The sequence below is a fragment of the Bordetella flabilis genome, from assembly GCF_001676725.1.
Taxonomy (GTDB): Bacteria; Pseudomonadota; Gammaproteobacteria; order Burkholderiales; family Burkholderiaceae_B; genus Bordetella_C; species Bordetella_C flabilis.
The window spans coordinates 668,554-690,516 of sequence record NZ_CP016172.1; the positions used below are offsets into that span (position 1 = coordinate 668,554).

Below are 21,963 nucleotides of genomic sequence, written 5' to 3' on the forward strand. Positions count from 1 at the left end.
GCCGGGAGTATAGCGGTCTCCAGGGCCGGTATGCGGCCCAAAACGAGAGCGTGAATCGAGCTGTGAACGGGCCGTGACACGGAGCTGTGCCCCGGGCGGTGAACCAGCCCGTCAATGCGCGAAGCGGCCGATGGCCACGCCCGCCCAGACCGCCACCGTGAAAATCAAAAGCAGCAGTACCGCGGCGCTGCCCAGGTCCTTGGCCCGCCCCAGCAAGGGGTGCATTTCCACGGAAAGCGCGTCGGCCAGCGCCTCGATGGCCGAATTCAGCAGTTCGGCGACCAGGACGAGGACCACCGACATGATCAGGATAAACACCTCGATCACCGATCGGCCCAGGAAAAAGGCCGCTGGAATCAGCAGGATGGCCAGCACCAGTTCCTGGCGAAAGGCGGCCTCGTAGCGGATGGCGGCGCGCAGGCCCTGCATCGAATAACGCAGCGCATTGAAGATGCGGCGCACGCCGCCGGTGCTTTTGTAGGGTGAGTGCTGCGGTGTGGGCGTCATGGCGGGGGGAGGGAAGGCTGGCTGGACAGGCATCATAAGCACAAACCCTAATTGTTTCACGCATGGCAGCAGCGCAGTATTCGGTCAACTGGTAAGGCCACTTGACCTTTTGCCCGCATGCCCTTCCAAGCCATCGAACCGCGCCGCCTCTATCGCCAGATCGCCGACCAGTTGCGCGCGCTGATCGAGCGGGGAGAGTTCGCCGTCGGCACCCGCCTGCCGCCGGAGCGCGACCTCGCCCTGAAAATGGGCGTGTCCCGTCCGTCGGTGCGCGAGGCCCTGATTGCGCTGGAGGTCGAAGGGCTGGTCGAAGTCCGCATGGGTTCCGGCATTTACGTGCGTGCCCGCGATCAAGGCCACCACGGCAGCGTGGTGGCCGAGAGCCCCCTGGACACCATCCTGGCGCGCCAGCTTATCGAAGGGGAACTCGCCGCGCAGGCGGCCCTGGTCATGCAAGCGGCCGACGTGGACGGCCTGCGCGAGGCACTGGACGTGATGCGCGAGGAAGCCGCGTCGGGCAACATCCCCGCGCGCGGCGACCGTCTGTTCCATGTGCGCATCGCGCAGGCTACCGACAACTCCGTGCTGTTGCGCCTGGTCGGCGAGCTCTACGACGAGCGTCACAATCCCCTGGCCGTGCAACTGGGCAGCCATTTCGAAAACGCCGAAAGCTGGGCGGCCGCCATCGCCGAGCACGAGCGCGTCGTGGCCGCCATCGTGGCCGCCGACCCGGACGGCGCGCGGGCGGCCATGCGCGAACACATGGCGCGGTCGCATGATCGCTTCACCGCCAACTGGTCCCCGAGCGACGCGGGGCAGCCCGGGCGCTACAAGGTCCGCCCGCGCGCCGACAAGCGCACGGCATGACGACACGCCAGGAGAACGCATGAACAAGCGCGCAGCAGCGATGCAGCAGGCCCGGGGCGAGGTGGCGCGATGAGCCTGGCTTGCAGAATTCACGGCGCCCGCGATCTGCGGCTGGAGCCCGACGAGACCGCGCCGCTGGCGCCGCACGAGGTCGAAGTGCGCCTTGGCGCGGCCGGCATCTGCGGGTCCGACCTGCATTACTTCCTGCACGGGCGCGTCGGCGCCTTCGTCATCCGCGAACCGCTCATTCCGGGGCATGAGGCGTCCGGCGTCGTGCTGCGCGTCGGCGATGCCGTGACACGGGTCGCGCCCGGCATGAAGGTCGCCATCAATCCCTCGCATCCTTGCGGCCGTTGCGACTATTGCAGGGCCGGCCGCGACAACCTGTGCAGCAATATGCGTTTCCTGGGCAGCGCCAGCGTGTATCCGCACGTCCAGGGCATGTTTCGCGAACGCTTCGTCATGGGCGAACGTCAGTTGACGCCGGTCGACGAGGACATCTCCCTGGGCGAACTGGCCTGCGCCGAACCGCTGTCGATCGGCCTGCACGGCGTGCGCCGCGCCGGGGAACTGATGGGCCGCACGGTGCTCGTCACCGGTGGCGGCACCATCGGCTGCATGGCCGTTATCGCCGCGCGGCTGGCGGGCGCGGCGCGCATCATCGTTTGCGACATCGCCGACCGCCCCCTCGAAATGGCGCGCACCGTGGGGGCCGACGCCACGGTGCGCAGCGACACCACCGACGCCAGCGAGCTGGTCGACATCGCCGATGTCTCCATCGAAGCCGCCGGCAGTCCGGCCGCGCTCGCGACCTGCCTGGCGGCGACCCGGCGTGGCGGCCGCATCGTGCAGGTCGGCACCTTGCCGGGGGAGGGCATGCACTTCCCGGCCAACAGCATCATGGCCCGCGAGCTCGACTACGTCGGCGCTTTCCGCGCGGGACCCGAGTTCGACTGGGCGGTCGCCTACCTGCGCACGCGCAGGGTGGACGTCCGCCCGCTGATGAGCGCGCAGTTGCCGTTGGACCAGGCCGTGCAGGCCTTCGAGCTGGCGGCCGACCGTTCCCGCAGTACGAAGGTGCAGCTGGTATGTGATTGACGCCACCGGGGCGGCGCCAAAGAGCGCATGACGTCCTGACACAAAAGAGAGAGGAGACACACATGAAGCAAGGCCACGCAGTGAAAATGCTGTTCGCCGCCCTGGCGTTCGCCGTCTCGGCTGGCGCCACGGCGCAGACCAAGCTCAAGTGGGCGCACGTCTACGAGACGTCGGAACCCTTCCACACCGAATCGGTATGGGCGGCGCAGGAAATCGAAAAACGCACCAACGGGCGCTATCACATCGATGTCTATCCCGCCTCGCAACTGGGCAAGGAAAACGACATCAACCAGGGGCTGACCCTGGGCACGGTGGACATGATCATTTCCGGATCCAGCTTCGCCGCCAAGTCCTTTCCGCGCATCGGCGTCACCTACTACCCGTACACCTTCCGCAATCCCCAGCATCTGCTGGCCTACACCAAGAGCGACATCTACAAGGAACTGACCAAGGGCTACGAGGACAAGAGCGGCAACCATATCGTCGCCACGACCTACTACGGCACGCGCCAGACCACCGCGAACAAGGCCATCCACAAGTGCGCGGACATGAAGGGCCTGAAGATGCGCGTGCCCGATGTGCCGGCCTACCTGGCCATGCCGCGCGCCTGCGGCGCCAATACCTCGCCCATCGCCTTCGCCGAGGTCTATCTCGCCCTGCAGAACGGCACGGTCGAAGCCCAGGAAAACCCGCTGACGACCATCGAAGCCAAGAAGTTCTACGAGGTGCAGAAGAACATCGTCCTGACCGGCCACATCGTCGACCACCTGAACACCATCATTTCAGGCCGCCTGTGGAAGAAGTTGTCCCCGGAAGACCGCAAGATCTTCACCGAAGTGGCGCAGGAGGCCGCCGTGCGGGCGTCCAACCAGATCATCAAGCGTGAACAGGAACTGGTCGCCGAGTTCAAGAAGAAAGGCATCGAGGTCGACACGGTGGATGTCGCCGACTTCCGCGACACCGTGCTGAAGAATGTGCCGTTCAAGCAGTACGGCTACGAGAAGGCCGACTGGGAAAAGATCCAGGCCGTGAAGTAACGGAGGAGCCGACATGGTGACCGATGTACACGTTTCCCCGCCGGGCGGCCCTGCGGCGCAGGCCACGCAACACCCATCGTCGGTGGAGTCCATCGTCTCCAGTTTCGAGGAGGCCGACCACCAGGAAGTGGACCTGTCCGGGCATACCTTCGAGGACTGGCTGTGCCTGGGACTGTTCTGGATCATGGCGTTGCTGGTGTTCCTGCAGTTCTTCACCCGGTATGTGCTGAACGATTCGTTCGCATGGACGGAGGAACTGGCCACCTATGCCCTGATCGGGGTCGTGTTCATCGGCGCCGCCATGTGCGTGCGTACCTGCCGGCACATCCAGGTCGACCTGCTGTACCGCTACCTGCCGCGCGCGGCGGGCCGCGTGCTGTCGACGGCGATCGACGTGCTGCGCACGGCGTTCTTCGCCTATGTCGCCTGGCTGGTGTGGCAATACATCCAGCTGGTTGGCGACGAGCCGATGACCACCATCGAGTGGAACAAGGCCTATGTGTACTGGCTCGCCCTGTTCGGCTTCGTGCTGATGTGCCTGCGCTCGCTGCAGGTCACGGCGCAGAACTGGCGGCAAGGCTATTCCAACCTGGAACGGCCCGAAGCTTACGACAAGGTGGATTGAGGTGCGGCACACGACAAGGGGCTGGGCATGTGGATATTGATCTGTTCGTTTCTCCTGCTGATGATCGTCGGCGTGCCGGTGGCGGTGTCCATGGCCGGCGCATCGCTGCTGTATTTGCTGGTCTCCGGCGATGTGCCCGACGTCGTCGTGGCGCAGCGCATGATCGCGGGTGTGGAATCCTTTCCGTTGCTGGCGGTGCCCTTCTTCATCCTGGCTGGCAACCTGATGAACATCGCCGGAATCACGGGCCGCATCTATAACTTCGCCGTGGCGCTGGTGGGATGGATGCGGGGCGGGCTGGGCCACGTGAACATCGTCGGCTCCGTGGTGTTCGCCGGAATGTCCGGAACGGCCATCGCGGATGCGGCCGGCCTGGGCACCATCGAAATCAAGGCCATGAAGGACCACGGCTACGACACCGAGTTCGCGGTGGGCGTGACAGCCGCATCGGCCACGCTGGGACCCATCATCCCGCCTTCGCTGCCTTTCGTGATCTACGGCATGATGGCCAATGTATCGATCGGCTCGCTGTTCCTGGCCGGGGTGGTGCCCGGCGCGGTGCTGACCATCATGATGATGTTCACCGTGGCGTATTACGCCCGCAAGAACAACTGGGGCGGCGATATCAAGTTCGACCTGCGTCGCCTGGCCGCCGCCGGCCTGGAGGTCGTCGTCGTCCTCGCGTTTCCGTTTTCCATCTGGATGATGTCGCGCATGGGCGTGTCGACCAACCTGGCCGCCATCATCGCGTTCGCCGTGCTGCTGCTGCTCGATTGGCGCTTCAATTTCTCCGCGGTCATGGCGCTGATGGCGCCGGTTATCCTGATCGGCGGCATGACGCTGGGCTGGTTCACGCCTACCGAAGCGGCTGTAGCCGCCGTCGTGTGGGCGCTGTTCCTGGGGCTGGTGCGCTATCGCAGCATGACGCTGCGCCTGCTCGCCAAGGCGACTTTCGAAACCATCGAGACGACGGCTTCAGTGCTGTTCATCGTCACCGCCGCGTCGGTGTTCGCGTGGCTGCTGACCACCACCCAGGCCGCCCAGGCGCTGACGGACGCCATACTGAGCGTCACGCAGAGCAAGTGGGTCTTCCTGATGCTGGCCAACGTGCTCATCCTGGTCGTCGGTTGCTTCATCGATACCATCGCCGCGATCACCATCCTGGTGCCCATCCTGCTGCCCATCGTGCTCAAGCTCGGCATCGACCCCATCCATTTCGGCCTGATCATGACCTTGAACCTGATGATCGGCCTGTTGCATCCGCCCCTGGGCATGGTGCTGTTCGTGCTGGCGCGCGTGGCGCGGCTGTCGGTCGAGCGCACGACGATGGCGATCCTGCCCTGGCTGGTGCCGCTGTTCGCGGCCTTGATCGCCATTACCTATGTGCCGCAGATCACCTTGTGGCTGCCGACCGCGCTGGGCATGGGCAAGTAATTCTTAACCGGAGGAAGTAGCACTATGGGTCAGCGATTGGCGGGTAAGGTGGCATTCGTCACCGCGGCGGGCCAGGGCATCGGCAGGGCGACGGCGGAAGCCTTCCTGCGCGAAGGCGCCCAGGTCTTTGCCGCGGACATCAATCCGACCGGGCTCAGCGCCCTGGCGGAGCTGCCGCACTGCACCGTATGCGAACTGGATATCACCGATGCGCGTGCCGTGAAGGACGCGGCGGCGGCCGCCGGCACCGTCGATATCCTGTTCAACGGCGCCGGGTATGTGCACAGCGGCACCATACTGGAAAGCACGGACGAAGACCTGAGCTTCGCGGTGGACCTGAACGTGCGCGCCATGGTGCGGCTGATCCAGGCCTTCCTGCCCGGCATGGTCGCCAAGGGCGGCGGATCCATCATCAACATGGCTTCGGTCGCGGGCAGCGTCAAGGCGGTGCCCAACCGATTCGTCTACAGTACGACGAAGGCCGCCGTCGTGGGACTGACCAAGTCGGTCGCGCTGGATTTCGTCGCCAAGCGGGTTCGCTGCAATGCCATCTGCCCAGGCACGGTGGAGTCTCCCTCGTTGCGCGACCGCATCGCGGCGCAGGCCAGGCAAAGCGGGCTCACGACCCAGGAAGTCGAAGCGTCCTTCGTGGCGCGGCAGCCGATGGGTCGCCTGGGCCGTGCCGAGGAAATCGCCGCGCTGGCCGTCTACCTGGCCAGCGACGAATCCGCCTTCACGACCGGCACGGTGCAGGTCATCGACGGCGGCTGGTCCAACTGAACGTCCACACCTCTATCAACGCTGAAGGAAGCAAGCAAGATGAAACTCATGCGCTATGGCGCCAAAGGCGCCGAAAAGCCGGCCATCCTGGATCGCGACGGCAAGGTCCGCGACCTCTCCGGCGTGGTGCCCGATATCACCGCGGATCTGCTGACCCCGCAGGGACTGGCGCCCATCGCCAAGGTGGACCCGTCCAGCCTGCCCATCGTCAGCGACCCGGGCCGCATCGCGCCGCCGTGGAGCGGCATGGGCAAGTTCGTCTGCATCGGCTTGAACTATGCCGACCACGCCGCGGAATCGGGCCTGCCGATTCCCGCCGAGCCGGTCGTCTTCATGAAGCCGACGAGTTGCGTGGTCGGCGCCAATGACGCCGTCGTGCTGCCCAAGGATTCCGTCAAGAGCGACTGGGAAGTCGAACTCGGCGTGGTCATCGGCGCGCGGGCGCGCTATGTCTCCGAGGCCGATGCGCTCAAGCATGTCGCCGGCTATTGCATCGTCAACGACGTATCGGAGCGCGAATACCAGATCGAGCGCGGCGGCACCTGGGACAAGGGCAAGGGTTGCGACACCTTCGGCCCGGTCGGCCCCTGGCTGGTCACCACCGATGAAATTCCCGACCCGCAGGCCCTGGGCATGTGGCTGGACGTCAACGGTACGCGCGTGCAGAACGGCAACACGCGCACCATGATCTTCAACGTCGCGCAGGTCGTCAGCTATGTCAGCCGCTTCATGACCTTGTATCCGGGAGACCTCATCACCACCGGCACGCCGCCCGGCGTGGGGCTGGGCATGAAGCCGCCCAAGTTCCTCAAGGCCGGCGACGAAATGCGCCTTGCCATCGACGGCCTGGGCGAGCAGCGCCAACGCGTACACGCCTGGAACCCCGAACTGATCGACGGCTGAGCCGTCCGCCTGGCCGCGGCGAACGTTTCGCCGCGGCGTCACACCGGAAGTTTGGTATGAGCGCCATCGACAACCCCGTCATTCGCATCCATCCCGCCGACAACGTGGTCATCGCCCGGCGCCAACTGCTGGGCGGTACCCGGCTCGAAGCAGAAAACGTCACCGTGGTGGGCCTGATCCCGCCCGGCCACAAGATCGCCGTGCGCCCCATTGCGGCCGGCAGTCCCGTGCGCCGCTACAACCAGGTCATCGGCGTCGCCCGCCAGGACATCGCCGCCGGCCAGCATGTGCATACGCACAACCTGGAGTTCAGCGAATTCCAGCGCGACTATGCGCCGGGGCAGGACGCTCACCCGACGCCCTATGTCGATACGCCGGCCGTCTTCGACGGCATCGTCCGCCCGGATGGGCGTGTCGCCACGCGCAACTACATCGGCGTGCTGACCTCGGTCAATTGTTCGGCCACCGTGGCGCGCGCCATCGCCGATCATTTCCGCCGCGACATCCATCCGGAGGCCCTGGCCGCCTATCCCAACGTCGATGGCGTCGTCGCGCTTACGCACGGCGCGGGCTGTGCCACCGGCAGCGAAGGCGAGCCCCTGAAAGTATTGCGCCGTACCCTGGGCGGCTACGCCCGGCATCCCAACTTTGCCGGGCTGATGGTGGTCGGCCTGGGTTGCGAGACCAACCAGATCGGTGGCCTCATGGAGCAGGAAGGCCTGCAGGCCGGCCGCCAGTTCCAGACTTTCAACATCCAGGACACCGGCGGCACGCGCAAGACCGTGGCGCGCGGCATCGAACTCGTCGAGTGGATGCTGGAGGAAGCCAACCGCGTGCAGCGGCAGCCGGTGCCTGCCGGCCATATCACGGTCGGGCTGCAATGCGGCGGCTCCGACGGCTATTCCGGCATCAGCGCCAATCCCGCGCTGGGCGCGGCCGTGGACCTGCTGGTCCGCCACGGCGGCACGGCCATTCTGTCCGAAACCCCGGAGATCTATGGCGGCGAACATCTGCTGACGCGCCGTGCCGTCTCCGGCGCAGTCGCGGACAAGCTGCTGGAGCGACTGCGCTGGTGGGAAGACTACTGCCGGCGCAACGATGCAGAAATGGACAACAACCCGTCGGCGGGCAACAAGGCCGGCGGCCTGACCACCATCCTGGAGAAATCGCTCGGCGCCATCGCCAAGAGCGGCACGACGAATCTGGTCGATGTCTACGAATACGCCCAACCGGTGACCGCCAAAGGATTGGTATTCATGGATACCCCGGGCTACGACCCGGTATCGGCCACCGGCCAGGTGGCGGGCGGCGCCAATCTGATCTGTTTCACCACCGGCCGCGGCTCCGCATATGGCTGTGCGCCGGCGCCGTCCCTGAAATTGTCCACGAACACCGCCCTGTGGCAACGCCAGGAAGACGACATCGACATCGACTGCGGCGCCATCGTGGAAGGCGGCGCCACCGTGCAGGAAATGGGGGAACGGATCTTCCGCATGATGCTGGACACCGCATCGGGCCGGACCACCAAGAGCGAGGCGCACGGCTATGGGCAGAACGAGTTCGTGCCCTGGCAGCTCGGAGCCGTCATGTAGCCGCGGGCGGCGTCATGCACATCAGCTCATCCGGAAAAACCGCTCGCGGGATCTCGCACGTGTCACGGCCGAGGGGTATAAAGAACGCAATAGCCCCAGCGTTGGGAACGACCCGATGAGCAAAGCCCCCACTGCCGTCAAATCCCTGCGCTTCTACGAGGCGTCCACACCGCTGCACAGGCCGCTGTCGGACGCCATGCATACCATCCAGGCGCTGCGCTTCCTGATCGCGGAGGTCCAGCTCTACAACGGCCGCACCGGGCAGGGCTATCTGGTGGCCTTCCATTATTCGCACAACGCCATCCGCGGCGCCTTGCGCGACCTCGAGCCCCTGGTCGTCGGCCTGGACAGCGCCGCGCCCGGCCTGCTCCTGCAGCGCGCCAATCGCGAGCATGCCTACTTCGGCGGCGAAGGGCTGCAGCGCTGGGCGGTCGGCGTCGTCAACGTCGCCATGTGGGACGCCTGGGCACGCACGCTGGACGTGTCCATGCACAATCTTTTCGGCACCCACTGCGCCAGCATCCCGTGCTACGGGTCCGGGGGCTGGCTATCCTATTCGGACCAGGAATTGGTCGACGAAGTCACGTCCTTTGCCCAGCGCGGCTTTCGCGCCGTGAAGATACGCGTCGGCTCCTCCGACATCACCCGCGATGCCGCGCGGCTGCGCAAGGTGCGGCATGCCGTCGGGCCCAGCGTGCGCATCATCATGGACGGCAACGAAGGCCTGCAACGGCCGGACGCGCTCGTGCTGGCCCGGGTCGGTGTCGAGCTTGGCGTCGTGTGCTTCGAACAGCCCCTGCACCGACGGGACTATGGCGGCTACGAGGCGTTGCGCAGCCAGGGGGGTCTCTCGCTCGCCATGGGCGAACGGGAGCACGACGTCGAAGCCCTGAAGATCCTGGTGCAATGCAATGGCATCGACATGTGGCAACCCGACCTCATGCGGCTGGGCGGCGTGGAGAACTGGCGCGCCTCCACCGTCTTCGCCGCGGCCCACCACCTTGGCGTACTTCCGCACCACTACCGCGACTATGACGTCCCCTTGCTCTGCGGCACGCCCAACGGCATGGCCGCCGAAAGCTTCGACTGGATCGATACGCTTATCGACACGCCCATGCACATGGAGCATGGCAACGCCTTCCCGCGCCAGGGGCCGGGGTGGGGATTCCGTTTCAAGGAGGGCGCGTTGTCCGAAATGCGCTAGGACCGTGATGAGGTCCTGCCATGCGGACGGCGGCGCGCGCAGCAGGGCATCGCGCCCCGGGGACATGCGTCGGCCGGGCCGCGCGTCCATCGCCATCGCCCGGCCTGAACAGGGAAACGCTCGCCCATGAAAATTACAAACGCCCGCGTCATTGTCTGCAGTCCCGGCCGGAATTTCGTCACGCTCAAGATCGAAACCGATGAGGGGCTGACCGGTGTGGGAGACGCCACGCTCAATGGGCGCGAACTGGCGGTCGCCAGCTATCTTTCCGACCATGTCCTGCCTTGCCTGATCGGCCGGGATGCCCACCAGATCGAGGATATCTGGCAGTTTCTGTACCGTGGCGCCTATTGGCGGCGCGGGCCGGTCACGATGACGGCCATCGCGGCGGTCGACACTGCCTTGTGGGACATCAAGGCCAAGGCGGCCGGCCTGCCTCTGTACCAACTGCTGGGCGGCAAGTGCCGCACCGGCGTCATGGTCTACGGCCACGCCAATGGCCGCGATATCGACGAGACGGTCGACGAGGTCTTGCGCTACCGCGACATGGGCTACCAGGCCATACGCGCGCAGAGCGGCGTGCCGGGGCTGCAGTCGGTATACGGCGTTGGCCGCGGCCGCATGTTCTACGAGCCGGCGGATGCTTCGCTGCCGTCCGAGCACGACTGGTCCACCGAAAAATACCTGGACCACACGCCGCGCCTGTTCGAAAAGGTGCGCGACGCGGTGGGCTGGGACGTGCACCTGCTGCATGACGTGCATCACCGCCTTACGCCCATCGAAGCTGCGCGGCTCGGCAAGTCGCTGGAGCCTTATCGCCTGTTCTGGATAGAGGACCCGACGCCCGCCGAAAACCAGGAGGCCTTCCGCCTCATACGCGAGCACACCGTCACGCCCCTTGCCGTCGGCGAGATCTTCAGCTCCGTGTGGGACTGCAAGGACCTGATCCAGAACCAGTTGATCGACTACATCCGCGCAACCGTCGTCCACGCGGGCGGCATCTCGCATCTGCGGCGCATCGCCGACCTGGCCGCCCTGTACCAGGTGCGCACCGGCTGCCACGGCGCCACCGACCTGTCGCCGGTGTGCATGGGCGCGGCACTGCACTTCGACATCTCGGTGTCCAACTTCGGCGTGCAGGAGTACATGCGGCACACCGAGGAAACCGATGCCGTTTTTCCGCATGCCTACAGTTTCCAGGACGGCATGATGGTGCCCGGCGACGTACCGGGGCATGGCGTGGACATCGACGAGGACCTGGCCCGCAAGTATCCCTATAGCCGCGCGTATCTGCCGGTGAACCGGCTGGCGCACGACGGCACCTTATGGAATTGGTAAACACCATGGAAAACCGCTCTTCCTCCACGCCTGTGATGCGCCACTGCGATGCAGAGGCGCTCGTGCAATGGGGCGTAGCCTGCCTGCGCGCGCAAGACGTGCCCGACGATGACGCGCGCCTGCTCGCGCAAAGCCTGGTCCAGACCAGCCTGTGGGGCGTCGACTCGCATGGCATCGCGCGGTTGCCCCACTACCTGAACCGCCTGTCGCATGGTTCTATCCTGGCGCGCCCGGAGATCACCGTCAGCCGCACCGGGCCGGCCACCGCGCATGTCCACGGCGGGCAAGGCCTGGGCATTGTCGTCTCGCATCGCGCCAACCGCACCGCCATGGACATCGCCACCGAAACCGGCGTGGCCGCGGTGGGCGTTTCGGATTCGTCGCACTGCGGGGCCATGGGGCTCTACACGCGCGACGCGGCGCGTGCCGGCATGGTGGGCGTGGCGTTTACACATTCCGATTCGATCGCGGCGCCCTTTGGCGGTCATGTGCCGTTCCTGGGCACCAATCCCATTTCCATCGCCTTCCCCCGGGCGGGCGGCGAGCCGGTGTGCCTGGATATGGCCACGACATCCATCCCGTGGAACCGCGTGATGAACGCGCGCCGCGAGGGCAAGCCGTTGCCGGCGGGCGTGGCGGTCGATGCCGACGGCGCGGACGCCACGGACGCGGAGGCGGCCCGCGCCCTGCGGCCACTGGGCGGGCCCGAGTATGGACACAAGGGTTATGCGCTGGCCCTGATGATCGAACTGCTGTGCGGCCCCTTGAACGGCAACCCCTTCGGGCAGCATATTTCTCCCATGTACGAAAAGCTGGAGCTGCCGCGTCGCCTGGGCGCGTTCTTCATCGTGGTCGATCCCGCGCGGTTTCCGGGTGGTCCGACGCTGGCCGCGACCGTCGAACAGATGGCGCGCGAACTGGCGGCGGAACCGGGCCAGCCCCGCATGCCGGGCGATCCGGAGGTGGCCTGCGACGCGCAGCGGCGGCAGCATGGCATACCGCTCGAACCGGGCCTGTGGGCGGAAATAGGCATCTGGAGCGAGCGCCTGCGCGTAGCCCCGCCGGCATTGCGCGGTCCAGCGGCCTGAGCGGGCGCGACCCCGCCGCAAGGCTGTAGCGCGCGCCCGCATGCGGCGGGGTTGCGGCAATGTCGCGGTCCAACGGCGCCTGGCCGAGGGGCGCGGGCGTCGATCAGGCGACAGGCCGGCGCAGGCGCAGCAACAGGCCGCTCAGGCGCTCGACCTGTTCGATCGCCTGGCGCATAAGCCAGTAGGGACCTTGCAAGGCCTGCGGCAACGCCATCACGCCGCCGGGGTCCGGCTGCGCGGCCGGCGCGGGTTCGTGGGTCCTGCTATCGTCGTCCGCCGGCCCGCGCCCCGCGGCGGGCGGCAGCGGGGCGGCATTTCCGGCGCGCAGGGCCCGCGCGATGACGAGCAGCTTGCCGCGCATCGTATGCCCCTCGGCCCGGAAGGCCTGCAACACGGCCTGCCGCGATGCCTGATCCGGGCCCAGCGGCACGCCCGAGACCATCTCCAGCGTGGCGAGGATGGAGCGATGCTGGTTCTGTATTTCCTCGAGCTGCGACAAGGGCACCTGCATCTCTTTAGCGACCGAGGGCAGCAGGTTGCGCAGGTTGATCGAACGCCGGTTCAAGTCCGCGAAGGCCGCGTTGCGAGCCTCCGGCGTCAGCGCTTCGCCCGACAGAAGGCGGGCGATCAGGCGCGCCGAGCGGCGCAGGTTCAAGGCCATGTCGAAACGCCACGCATAGCTGGCGAGCAGCGGTAGCGCGAACGAGAACACCAGCGCCACCACGATGCCCATGGCGACGTTGACCGAGCGCCAGAGGCCCATTTCGATGGAGTTGTTGCCGTGGCCGCCCACGATAATCATGGTGATGGCCGTCAGCAGCGCCATATAGCCGCCACGGCCGATGGCGTAGTATCCGCAGATGCCGGCCGTCAGGGACAGCAGCCCATAGGTGATCGCCTCCGATCCCAAGGCCGCATGCACCAGGATCAGCGTCAGCCCGGCGGCCGCGCCCAGCAGGGTACCGATGGCGCGCTCCACCGCCTTCTTGCGGATATTGCCGTGGTGCTGGATGCCGCCGATGACCACCAGCATGGACACGGATGCCCAATCGCCGTGGGGCAATTGCAGCCCGCTGGTGAGCAGGATGGTGGTCAACATGGCAAGCGACACCCGTATCGCGTGCAGCGCCTGCGCGTGACGGTACCGCTGGTACGGAGAGGTGATATACCGCAGCGCCCCCGCCATGCGGCGGACCGGCTGTTGCAGGCGGGAAAGGGCGGCGGCGAACGACATGCGGCGGGGCTCTGGGCGGTAGCGGTACGTGCGACAGTGTACGGTCGCACGCCGCGGTGCGTGAAGGCCCTGCGCTTTACTCGAAACAGGCCGGTTCATCGTTCTTTTACCGGAGGCCGCGGCGCGCCGACCGCGCCCCTGGCCGCCGTTACGGGGTCGCCGGCGGCTGCTTCTCGCGGCTTAGATAAAGAGCGTATTGGCGAGTGAATACCGCGCCGAAGAAGAAGATCTGCGCCGAGTAATAGATCCATAGCAGCAGGGCCACCACCGAGCCGGCCGCCCCATAGGCCGAGGCCACCGCGCCGCGGCCCAGGTACAGGCCGATGCCCCACTTGCCAAGCAGGAACAAGGCCGCTGTCACCACCGCGCCGGGCAGCACGTGCCGCCACGGAATCACCGCGTTCGGCAGCAGCTTGTAGATGACGGCGAACAGCGCCGCCACCACCGCGAAAGAGAAGACACCCGACAGGATCTCTGCGGCCATCGCGAACGTGGAATTCGTCCACAGCGTGCCGTAGTAATCGTGCGCCGCGGCCAGTGCCGCGTTCACGGTCAGGGAAATCAGCAGGAACAGGGCCAGCACCAGCACCAGCCCGAAGGACAGCAGCCGGCTGTGCACCAGCCCGTGCACGCCGCTGCGGCGTTTGCCGCGCACGTCCCACAGTTCATCCAGGCTTTCCTTCAGTTCCGCGAAGGCAGTGGTGGCGCTGAATACCAGTACGGCCAGCGAGATCACCGTGGCCAGCAGCCCGCCGCCCGACTCATGGGCGCTGGCGAGCACGATCTGGATTACTTCCGCGCCCCGGTCGCCCATCAGGTCGCGCAATTGGCCTACCAGTTCCGACCGCACCGCCTGCTCGCCGAAGAACGCTCCGGCGACCGCGATCACCAGGATAAGCATGGGCGCGAGGGAGAAAATGGTGTACAGGGCCAGCGCCGCCCCTTTGCTGGAGGCGCGGTGCTCCGACCATTGCCTGGCGGATGCCACCAGCAGGCGAAGCAGGGCGGGAGGATGGGCGCGCAGGCGGGACAGTAAGGACATATGTGGACTCGCCTTTTTCGGTCGTTCGAAACGTGTGCCTGTCACCGGCCACGCCTTGACGTGTGGAGAGCAACCGATGTTCCCGTGGCGCCACACGCGTGCGGCGCGCAGGCCAGGGCATGATCGGTGAGCCGTGCAAGACCTTACCAGTTGCGTCGGCACCTCGCCACAAAGGCAGGGCCCCCGATAGGTGCCAGGGATTACCCGTCCTGCCGCGTTCCCTGCTAATAATACTGGCGCCTCGAAACCGTCAGGGGTGGGCCGGGCATGCGGGCTGCGGGGTTCGACGCGGTACGTGCCCGGGGAAGCCGGGTTCAGGCAGACACCACATCACGGCGTGACCATGGATGCGAGCGACGCGAATAACGCTGATCGGGCGGATAGGCGGGACGATTCCGGCGGACCGGAAGGTTCCGGGGCCACGGGACGTATCACCAATGCCCGTGCGCTGCCCGCGTACCCCGGCGCGCCATGGCATCTGCACGGGGATGCTTGCATATCGGCCTGGCTGATCGACACGGCGCTGATTTCCCTTCCTGTGCCCGGCACCCGCTATATGCGCATCGGCCGGCGCTGTTTCTTCTTCCTGGTCTGGGCCAGGTATCTGCCCGGAGGCACCCTCAGCTACGACGAACTCGCCGCCGGCGTACTCCTGCGCCATCCCGGCATGTTGCCGCCGGCGGCGACGCTGCACCAGGTCTGGGTCAGCGAACCCGCCGCCGCTGAAGGGGGCCTGGACCTGTGGCGCGTGCCCAAACGGCTGGGCCATTTCGACATGGATGGCGACGTGGGCGCCGGCGGGTTCGCCGGCCGCCTGGCCGCGCCGGGCGGGTTGGTGGCGGCGCTGCGTTTCACCCGCCGTCTGTCGATCCCGGTCGCCTTGCCCGCACGCGGCCTGATCGTGCAGGCCGGGGAGGGAGGTCCGCTGCCTACCCCTTGCCGTGCGCAGGGCAAGCTCGTGCTCGGGCACGCCGACTGGGATTTCGACGCGAACGGTCCACTGTCGTTCCTGCGCGGCAAGCGCCCCTTCGTCAGCGCACGGCTGACCTCCATGCGGCTGTCTTTTGGCGCCTGACGTGCGTCGCGCGTGGAGGGTGACCTGACGTGCCGCATGTGGCAGGCGCGCCTCGTCATGTTGGGAAGGTATCCCGATGCCGCCGCCATCGCGCCGGGCTAGCCCGCGACGCCATCGCGCCAAGGCTTGCGTCGCAACAAACGCGACAGGCCGCCCGGTTCAGGCGCGGGCAAGGCCAGCGCTACGTGACGTCCGCGCTCCGCCAGGACGGCCTCCGCTGCCAGTGCGCCAGCACGCGTCGCGCTTTCCATGCAGAAGGGCAAGCCCGTATCCGCCCAGTCGCCGGCCAGGAACAGATCCTTCTCCAGGCGCACCGGTGGACGCATGCCTTCGATGCCGGGCCGCGCGCAGGGCACGGACATCGGAATGCGGTGCACGGCGGTGGCAAGCAGGCGTGCGCTCCGCGCGAGGGGCGCGAAGTCGGCGATCTCCGCGACGGTCGCGGCGATGATCTCTTCATCGGACAGGTGGGCGGCGCGATGGCTCCAGATGATATTCGTCGCCATCATGGAGCCCGCATCATGGGTAACACCCGCCAAGCCCGTGCGGACGGCTGACATTGCGGGCGGCCGGACGTTGGCGAGATCATAGAAATCGGTATTGAAGGTGGCGGGAGACCATGGCCGCGCCCAGAAGGGGGTCGGCGTCAGCTTGCGGTCGAACCACAGGTAGCAACTGACGTAGGGGCTGGGCTCGAAATGCCGCGCCCGCGCGGCGAGAGGATGCGCATCGGGCAGAAGCGCAGGCAGGGCGGTGGGTGGAACGGCCAGGACCACGGGAGCCCGGAGATGCGTGCCGTCGCCCAGCACGACGCCGTCGACACGGTCGTCGGCAGTTTGCAGCGCGGTCGCGCCACAACCGAAGCGCACCTCTCCGCCGTGCCGCTCGATATCGGCCACGCAGGGCCAGGCGTACAGCTCGCTCAGGCCCGTTGCCGGAATGCCGAAGGCCACATCGTTATGTCCCATCATCTGCGCGAACAAGCGCATCAGGGCCGCCGCGGAGCACTGCTCTACCGGCAGATTCAACAGCGCCATGGACGCCGAGGCCCAAAACCAATCGATGAAGCTGCTGTTCACGCCCATGCGCTGCAGGTATGCCCTTCCCGATTCTCCGTCCATGGCGCGGATGTCGCCCGCGCTGCTGCGCAGGGTGCGCCAGGCCACGCGCATGTTCGACAACAGGTGGCGCAAGGGCACGCTGGGCAGAATGCGCGGCAGATTGCGGACGTAATGCAGCGGCGCGGGCAACGGCCCGCCTGCCTTGAAGTGGATCGCGCGGCCCTGGTCGTGAACGGTCAGCAATTCCTCCGTCTGCCAGAAAACCTGCTTCTCGGTGCCCAGGCGCGCCATCAGGGCGCGCATATTCGCGTACTTGTTCAGCAGGATATGGGGGCCGATATCCACGGTTACGCCGGTGCGCGGATCTTGCCAGCTGCGGGCGCGCCCGCCCGGGACATCGCTGGATTCGGCCACCAACACCCGGAGGCCCGCGCGGGCCAGCAGGCTGGCGCACGTCAGTCCGCCGATCCCGGCGCCGATGATGACCGCGTCGGGGTCCTGGCCAGTGCGTGGGGAAGCGGGTGGCATGCATGCTCCAGGCGACGAGCCAGGTGTGGGCGCGTCGGGTTGGTTTCCTTTGAACGGCTCGGCCGGGCGGCGTCCGCGGCAATGCGTGGGTGGCCGGTGGACTTGCGGGCGGCATGGGCAGCTTTCGTGCCGGTGCCGACCGGCCGGCAAGCGGATATGCCAAGCGGCTTCACCGGCCGGGCGGGATGCTCGTCCTTTTCCGCCTTATCATCCGCCATTGGATTTCATTGCCCAATACCATGACCGGAGCCAACACGAACGGCGGTGTCCTGCAGACTCCACGCCTCTGCTTGCGCCTGTGGCAAGACGATGACCTACTTCCATACGTCGCGCTCAATGCTGACGCACGGGTGACCGAGTTCCTGCCGGGGCCCGTCACGCCGGACATGGCGAGACAGTTCTTTGATACCCAGAATGGGCTCTATGCCCGCCACCGCTGCTGCTTCTTCGCCGCGGAACTGAAGTCATCCGGCGAGCTGGCCGGTTTCATCGGGATGAAGTACCAGGACTTCGCCGCGCCTTTTGCGCCTTGCTTCGAGATCGGCTGGCGGCTGGGCAGCAGGTTCTGGGGACTGGGTCTCGCCACCGAAGGCGCACGTGCTGTCGTCGCCTACGGATTCAATGAACTGGGGCTGGACGAGATCGTCTCGTTCACGGTGCCGGCGAACGCCGGTCGCGTCGGGTCATGGATCGCATCGGTATGACGCACGATCCAGGCGCCGACTTTGCACATCCGGCCTTGCCGGGCGACCACCCGCTGTCCAGGCACGTGCTGTACCGGATTTCAAGGGCCGGTTAAGCGGCGTGGCGAAGCCGCGGTGCACCCGCCACATCGCGGGTATCCCGCGACAAAAAAGCCCCGAGGTTACCCTCGGGGCTTTTCCATCAGGCGAAGGCTCCGGGCATGCCCGGAGCATCGGGTGACAGGACTCTTTAGAAGTCCATGCCGCCCATTCCGCCCATGCCACCGGGCATACCGGCCGGGGCAGCGGGCTTATCTTCGGCCAGTTCGACCACGGCGGCCTCGGCCGTCAGCAGCAGGCTGGCGACGGACGCAGCGTTCTGCAGGGCGGTGCGGGTGACCTTGGTCGGATCCAGCACGCCTTGCTCGACCAGGTCGGCGTACTCGCCGGTCGCGGCGTTGTAGCCGTAGTTGCCCTTGCCGTTCAGTACGGCGTTGACGACCACGCTGGCTTCTTCACCGGCGTTGGCGACGATGGTGCGCAGAGGCTCTTCCACGGCACGCAGGATCAGCTTGATACCGGCGTTCTGGTCAGGCGTATCGCCCTTCAGGTCGGCGATGGCTTGCTTGGCGCGCAGCAGGGCCACGCCACCACCAGCCACCACGCCTTCTTCCACCGCGGCACGCGTGGCGTGCAGGGCGTCTTCGACGCGGGCCTTCTTTTCCTTCATTTCGACTTCGGTCGCGGCACCGACGCGGATCACGGCAACGCCGCCGGCCAGCTTGGCCACGCGCTCTTGCAGCTTTTCACGGTCGTAGTCGGAGGTGGCTTCCTCGATCTGCACGCGGATCTGCTTGACGCGCGCTTCGATCGACTTGCTGTCGCCAGCGCCGTCGATGATCGTGGTGTTTTCCTTGCCCACTTCGATGCGCTTGGCCTGGCCCAGGTCTTGCAGCGAGGCCTTTTCCAGCGACATGCCGGTTTCTTCGGAAATGACCACGCCGCCCGTCAGGATGGCGATGTCTTCCAGCATGGCCTTGCGACGGTCGCCGAAGCCAGGCGCCTTGACGGCGGTGGTCTTCAGGATGCCGCGGATGTTGTTCACAACCAGGGTGGCCAGCGCTTCGCCTTCGACGTCTTCGGCGATGATCAGCAGCGGACGGCTCGACTTGGCGACTTGCTCCAGCACGGGCAGCAGGTCACGGATGTTGCTGATCTTCTTGTCGTAGATCAGGACGAACGGATCTTCCAGAGCCGCGACTTGCTTGTCGGGGTTGTTGATGAAGTAGGGCGACAGGTAGCCACGGTCGAACTGCATGCCTTCGACGACATCCAGCTCGTTTTCCAGCGACTTGCCGTCTTCGACGGTGATGACGCCTTCCTTGCCGACCTTGTCCATCGCGTCAGCGATGATCTGGCCGATGGAGGAATCGCTGTTGGCCGAGATGGAGCCGACCTGGGCGATTTCCTTGCTGGTGGTGACGGGCTTGCTCAGCTTCTTCAGCTCGGCGACGGCGGCGATGACGGCCTTGTCGATCCCGCGCTTCAGGTCGATCGGGTTGAAGCCGGCGGCGACGTACTTCAGGCCTTCCTGGACGATGGACTGGGCCAGGACCGTGGCGGTCGTGGTACCGTCACCGGCGTTGTCGGAGGTCTTCGAGGCGACGTCCTTGACCAGCTGGGCGCCGATGTTCTCGAACTTATCCTTCAGTTCGATTTCCTTTGCGACGGAAACGCCGTCCTTGGTCACCGTGGGGGCGCCGAAAGAGCGCTCCAGCACGACGTTGCGGCCCTTGGGGCCCAGTGTGGTCTTGACGGCGTTGGCGAGGATGTTCACGCCACGCACGATGCGCACGCGTGCGTCATCGGCAAACAGGACTTGTTTGGCAGCCATAGTCTTTCCTTACTGGAATTCGGTATTTGGGGGAATTACTGGATCACGGCGAGGATTTCTTCCTCGCGGATGACGAGCAGCTCCTCGCCATCGACCTTGACGGTCTGGCCGGCATACTTGCCGAAGAGCACCTTGTCGCCAGCCTTCAGGTCAACCGGCAGAACCTTGCCGTCTTCCGTACGCTTGCCGGGACCGACAGCGATCACTTCGCCCTGGTCGGGTTTCTCGGCCGCGCTTTCGGGAATGACGATGCCCGAGGCGGTTTTGCGCTCGTTGTCCAGACGCTTGATGATCACGCGATCATTCAGAGGACGCAGGGCCATGAAGAACTCCTGTAGTTCATTACGAAAGGGTTGTCTCACTAGGCCACCGGGGTGTTAGCACTCGGCGGCGGCGAGTGCTAATTATAGGGGCGGTTTCGGAGCCTTCAAGGGGCAAGGGCCGGCGTGTTACAAATACACCGGCAAGATGTCGAATGTCATCCAATTGTCGAATTTCATGTCGAATGTCATTCAACTTGGAATTCATGTCGTTCAAGTTGGAATTCGCGGCGTCCCCAATTTTCCGTGCTGGCCATGTTTGGAGAAGTTAAGGAACTAGGACTACGTGACGGGCGCCAGGCGAGTGGCCGGCTTCACGTGACCGGGGACCCCACGACATCCATTACCCCCGGCCCCAGAAAGGCGGACGAGCGCTATCGATCCATTTCGGTCCGTCGACCACAAAGACCGGGCGACCGCGGTTCGATCATATGCTGCCGTACAGGGCACGTGTGTAGTGAGCGCAGGACGCTGCGCACCGCAAAATCTGTACCGCCCCGTTGTTAATCACCGGGGAACGCGGTCGCGGTCATGGAAGTGTTGCATCCAGTGCGGAAACGGCTCTTGCGTCGCAGAGGCCTTATCGAGGCGCTCGAGCTGTTCAGGGGTCAGCAGAAGGTTTTGCGCATCGAGATTTGCCGCGAGCTGCTCGGGCGTCCGGGCTCCGACGATGACAGAAGTAATCTGCGGGCGCGCGAGTAACCACGCCAGTGCGACTGGCGCTGGCATAGTGGCCAGCTCGCTGGCCACTTCACGCAAAACCTTGAGGATCGGCTCGGCCCTGACTGCATCAACGGGCGGAAAGTCGAGTTTCGCACGGCGCCCGGCGGAATCGCCGGTCGGAGCGTACTTGCCGCTCAGGTAACCGCCTGCGAGCGGACTCCAGACCAGCAGGCCCAGCTTGTTTGTCGCAGCGACAGGCATGATCTCGTGCTCGATGTCGCGACTCGTCAGCGAGTAATGAACCTGATTGCTCGCAAGATGTATGCGATCTGTGCGGGTCGTGATGCCGAACGCTCGCTCGATATCAGCAGCGCTGAAATTGCACACGCCGATGTGACGTACCTTACCCTGTGTGACCAGATCATCGAGAACACGAAGCGTTTCATCGAGCGGCACAAGCGCGTCGCGATCATGCAGTTGGAACAGGTCGATGTGATCTCGGCCGATTCTCTTCAGACTTGTCTCCACCGTGCGCATGATATGCGAGCGGCCCAACCCCACATCGTTATGGCCGGAGCCGGTGCGTAGTCGGACCTTGGTCGCGACGAGCATCCGGCTTTCATCGAGGCCCAGCGTGCTTAGAACCTGCCCCACAACTTCTTCGGAGCTGCCCTGCGAGTAAGCGTCCGCCGTGTCGATCAGGTTGACGCCGCGCTCCACGGCCATCGCGACGAGCCGGGCGGCCTGACCGGCGTCCAGCCCGGCAATGTCGCCCCAGATGCCTGAGCCGGCACCGAACGTCATTGCGCCGAGGCTCAGCCGTGAGACGCGCAGGCCGGTTCGACCTAGTGTGCTGTATTCCATAGCGTATTCCTTGTATGTACGGCAATGTGATGCAATGGTCGGGCGACGTGCGGTTGCCCGCGTCGGCCGACCAGTCTCGTTCAGACGGGGCGTGACACGAGCTTGCCCAGAACCGTCTCAAGCTCG

Annotated in this window: 20 protein-coding genes; 13 read left to right on the plus strand and 7 right to left on the minus strand. The window is 65.8% G+C overall.

Annotation, left to right across the window (positions count from 1 at the left end; genetic code table 11):
• Positions 1-111: 111 nt before the first annotated feature.
• On the minus strand, positions 112-507 hold the full coding sequence (locus BAU07_RS02965) for a diacylglycerol kinase (protein WP_066653967.1): 396 nt from the start codon (positions 505-507) through the stop codon (positions 112-114).
• 117 nt (positions 508-624) lie between these two features.
• Here BAU07_RS02965 and BAU07_RS02970 point away from each other — a divergent pair, with 117 nt between their 5' ends.
• The 11 genes from BAU07_RS02970 (at position 625) to BAU07_RS03020 (ending at position 12,473) form a co-directional block, all read left to right on the plus strand.
• Entirely contained in the window at positions 625-1,374 is a 750-nt protein-coding gene (locus BAU07_RS02970) for a FadR/GntR family transcriptional regulator (RefSeq protein ID WP_066653969.1), read from the plus strand.
• A gap of 69 nt (positions 1,375-1,443) precedes the next feature.
• Complete coding sequence (locus BAU07_RS02975) at positions 1,444-2,472, plus strand: L-idonate 5-dehydrogenase (RefSeq protein ID WP_066653971.1); 1,029 nt, start codon at positions 1,444-1,446, stop codon at positions 2,470-2,472.
• A 62-nt stretch (positions 2,473-2,534) separates the two neighbouring features.
• Positions 2,535-3,509, plus strand: a complete 975-nt coding sequence (locus BAU07_RS02980) for a sialic acid TRAP transporter substrate-binding protein SiaP (RefSeq protein WP_084025203.1) — start codon at positions 2,535-2,537, stop codon at positions 3,507-3,509.
• Positions 3,510-3,522: 13 nt separating this feature from the next.
• Positions 3,523-4,134: a TRAP transporter small permease gene (locus BAU07_RS02985; RefSeq protein WP_084025206.1), complete on the plus strand. Its 612-nt coding sequence runs from the start codon at positions 3,523-3,525 to the stop codon at positions 4,132-4,134.
• A gap of 27 nt (positions 4,135-4,161) precedes the next feature.
• Entirely contained in the window at positions 4,162-5,568 is a 1,407-nt protein-coding gene (locus BAU07_RS02990; protein ID WP_066653973.1) for a TRAP transporter large permease, read from the plus strand.
• A 24-nt stretch (positions 5,569-5,592) separates the two neighbouring features.
• On the plus strand, positions 5,593-6,348 hold the full coding sequence (locus BAU07_RS02995; RefSeq protein ID WP_066653975.1) for an SDR family oxidoreductase: 756 nt from the start codon (positions 5,593-5,595) through the stop codon (positions 6,346-6,348).
• Between the two features lie 39 nt (positions 6,349-6,387).
• Positions 6,388-7,251, plus strand: coding sequence for a fumarylacetoacetate hydrolase family protein (locus BAU07_RS03000; protein WP_066653977.1), 864 nt, complete (start codon positions 6,388-6,390; stop codon positions 7,249-7,251).
• A gap of 56 nt (positions 7,252-7,307) precedes the next feature.
• A complete protein-coding gene (locus BAU07_RS03005) occupies positions 7,308-8,843 on the plus strand; it encodes a UxaA family hydrolase (RefSeq protein ID WP_066653982.1) in 1,536 nt (511 codons plus the stop codon).
• 115 nt (positions 8,844-8,958) lie between these two features.
• Positions 8,959-10,047, plus strand: a complete 1,089-nt coding sequence (locus tag BAU07_RS03010; protein ID WP_066653984.1) for a mandelate racemase/muconate lactonizing enzyme family protein — start codon at positions 8,959-8,961, stop codon at positions 10,045-10,047.
• 126 nt (positions 10,048-10,173) lie between these two features.
• On the plus strand, positions 10,174-11,385 hold the full coding sequence (gene manD, locus BAU07_RS03015) for a D-mannonate dehydratase ManD (protein WP_066653986.1): 1,212 nt from the start codon (positions 10,174-10,176) through the stop codon (positions 11,383-11,385).
• Between the two features lie 5 nt (positions 11,386-11,390).
• Positions 11,391-12,473 (plus strand): Ldh family oxidoreductase, encoded by a 1,083-nt coding sequence (locus BAU07_RS03020; RefSeq protein ID WP_232338235.1) that lies wholly within the window; start codon positions 11,391-11,393, stop codon positions 12,471-12,473.
• A gap of 103 nt (positions 12,474-12,576) precedes the next feature.
• Here the strand turns inward: BAU07_RS03020 and BAU07_RS03025 are convergent, their stop codons facing one another.
• A complete protein-coding gene (locus BAU07_RS03025) occupies positions 12,577-13,707 on the minus strand; it encodes an FUSC family protein (RefSeq protein ID WP_066653990.1) in 1,131 nt (376 codons plus the stop codon).
• A gap of 148 nt (positions 13,708-13,855) precedes the next feature.
• A complete protein-coding gene (locus BAU07_RS03030) occupies positions 13,856-14,749 on the minus strand; it encodes a YihY/virulence factor BrkB family protein (RefSeq protein WP_066653992.1) in 894 nt (297 codons plus the stop codon).
• Positions 14,750-15,092: 343 nt separating this feature from the next.
• Between BAU07_RS03030 and BAU07_RS03035 the strand changes: the two genes are divergently transcribed.
• On the plus strand, positions 15,093-15,824 hold the full coding sequence (locus tag BAU07_RS03035) for an acetoacetate decarboxylase family protein (protein ID WP_066653994.1): 732 nt from the start codon (positions 15,093-15,095) through the stop codon (positions 15,822-15,824).
• A gap of 98 nt (positions 15,825-15,922) precedes the next feature.
• On the opposite strand, the gene BAU07_RS03040 is transcribed toward BAU07_RS03035, so the two are convergent.
• Positions 15,923-17,413 carry a hydroxysqualene dehydroxylase gene (locus tag BAU07_RS03040; protein ID WP_066653995.1) on the minus strand — a complete coding sequence of 497 codons (1,491 nt, stop codon included), beginning with the start codon at positions 17,411-17,413 and terminating at the stop codon, positions 15,923-15,925.
• Between the two features lie 113 nt (positions 17,414-17,526).
• Here BAU07_RS03040 and BAU07_RS03045 point away from each other — a divergent pair, with 113 nt between their 5' ends.
• Positions 17,527-18,117 carry a GNAT family N-acetyltransferase gene (locus BAU07_RS03045; RefSeq protein ID WP_198168861.1) on the plus strand — a complete coding sequence of 197 codons (591 nt, stop codon included), beginning with the start codon at positions 17,527-17,529 and terminating at the stop codon, positions 18,115-18,117.
• A 229-nt stretch (positions 18,118-18,346) separates the two neighbouring features.
• On the opposite strand, the gene groL is transcribed toward BAU07_RS03045, so the two are convergent.
• The 3 genes from groL to BAU07_RS03060 form a co-directional block, all read right to left on the minus strand.
• Positions 18,347-19,990 carry a chaperonin GroEL gene (gene groL / locus BAU07_RS03050; protein ID WP_066653997.1) on the minus strand — a complete coding sequence of 548 codons (1,644 nt, stop codon included), beginning with the start codon at positions 19,988-19,990 and terminating at the stop codon, positions 18,347-18,349.
• 35 nt (positions 19,991-20,025) lie between these two features.
• Positions 20,026-20,313, minus strand: a complete 288-nt coding sequence (groES, locus tag BAU07_RS03055) for a co-chaperone GroES (RefSeq protein ID WP_066653999.1) — start codon at positions 20,311-20,313, stop codon at positions 20,026-20,028.
• Between the two features lie 504 nt (positions 20,314-20,817).
• Entirely contained in the window at positions 20,818-21,837 is a 1,020-nt protein-coding gene (locus BAU07_RS03060) for an aldo/keto reductase (RefSeq protein WP_066654001.1), read from the minus strand.
• Positions 21,838-21,963 lie beyond the last annotated feature (126 nt).

What these genes read in the sequence shown, in the direction of transcription:
- BAU07_RS02965 (WP_066653967.1), bottom strand. Translation starts at nt 507, where the DNA reads ATGACGCCCACACCGCAGCACTCACCCTACAAAAGCACCGGCGGCGTG.
- BAU07_RS02970 (WP_066653969.1), top strand. Translation starts at nt 625, where the DNA reads ATGCCCTTCCAAGCCATCGAACCGCGCCGCCTCTATCGCCAGATCGCC.
- BAU07_RS02975 (WP_066653971.1), top strand. Translation starts at nt 1,444, where the DNA reads ATGAGCCTGGCTTGCAGAATTCACGGCGCCCGCGATCTGCGGCTGGAG.
- BAU07_RS02980 (WP_084025203.1), top strand. Translation starts at nt 2,535, where the DNA reads ATGAAGCAAGGCCACGCAGTGAAAATGCTGTTCGCCGCCCTGGCGTTC.
- BAU07_RS02985 (WP_084025206.1), top strand. Translation starts at nt 3,523, where the DNA reads ATGGTGACCGATGTACACGTTTCCCCGCCGGGCGGCCCTGCGGCGCAG.
- BAU07_RS02990 (WP_066653973.1), top strand. Translation starts at nt 4,162, where the DNA reads ATGTGGATATTGATCTGTTCGTTTCTCCTGCTGATGATCGTCGGCGTG.
- BAU07_RS02995 (WP_066653975.1), top strand. Translation starts at nt 5,593, where the DNA reads ATGGGTCAGCGATTGGCGGGTAAGGTGGCATTCGTCACCGCGGCGGGC.
- BAU07_RS03000 (WP_066653977.1), top strand. Translation starts at nt 6,388, where the DNA reads ATGAAACTCATGCGCTATGGCGCCAAAGGCGCCGAAAAGCCGGCCATC.
- BAU07_RS03005 (WP_066653982.1), top strand. Translation starts at nt 7,308, where the DNA reads ATGAGCGCCATCGACAACCCCGTCATTCGCATCCATCCCGCCGACAAC.
- BAU07_RS03010 (WP_066653984.1), top strand. Translation starts at nt 8,959, where the DNA reads ATGAGCAAAGCCCCCACTGCCGTCAAATCCCTGCGCTTCTACGAGGCG.
- manD (WP_066653986.1), top strand. Translation starts at nt 10,174, where the DNA reads ATGAAAATTACAAACGCCCGCGTCATTGTCTGCAGTCCCGGCCGGAAT.
- BAU07_RS03020 (WP_232338235.1), top strand. Translation starts at nt 11,391, where the DNA reads ATGGAAAACCGCTCTTCCTCCACGCCTGTGATGCGCCACTGCGATGCA.
- BAU07_RS03025 (WP_066653990.1), bottom strand. Translation starts at nt 13,707, where the DNA reads ATGTCGTTCGCCGCCGCCCTTTCCCGCCTGCAACAGCCGGTCCGCCGC.
- BAU07_RS03030 (WP_066653992.1), bottom strand. Translation starts at nt 14,749, where the DNA reads ATGTCCTTACTGTCCCGCCTGCGCGCCCATCCTCCCGCCCTGCTTCGC.
- BAU07_RS03035 (WP_066653994.1), top strand. Translation starts at nt 15,093, where the DNA reads ATGGATGCGAGCGACGCGAATAACGCTGATCGGGCGGATAGGCGGGAC.
- BAU07_RS03040 (WP_066653995.1), bottom strand. Translation starts at nt 17,413, where the DNA reads ATGCCACCCGCTTCCCCACGCACTGGCCAGGACCCCGACGCGGTCATC.
- BAU07_RS03045 (WP_198168861.1), top strand. Translation starts at nt 17,527, where the DNA reads ATGGGCAGCTTTCGTGCCGGTGCCGACCGGCCGGCAAGCGGATATGCC.
- groL (WP_066653997.1), bottom strand. Translation starts at nt 19,990, where the DNA reads ATGGCTGCCAAACAAGTCCTGTTTGCCGATGACGCACGCGTGCGCATC.
- groES (WP_066653999.1), bottom strand. Translation starts at nt 20,313, where the DNA reads ATGGCCCTGCGTCCTCTGAATGATCGCGTGATCATCAAGCGTCTGGAC.
- BAU07_RS03060 (WP_066654001.1), bottom strand. Translation starts at nt 21,837, where the DNA reads ATGGAATACAGCACACTAGGTCGAACCGGCCTGCGCGTCTCACGGCTG.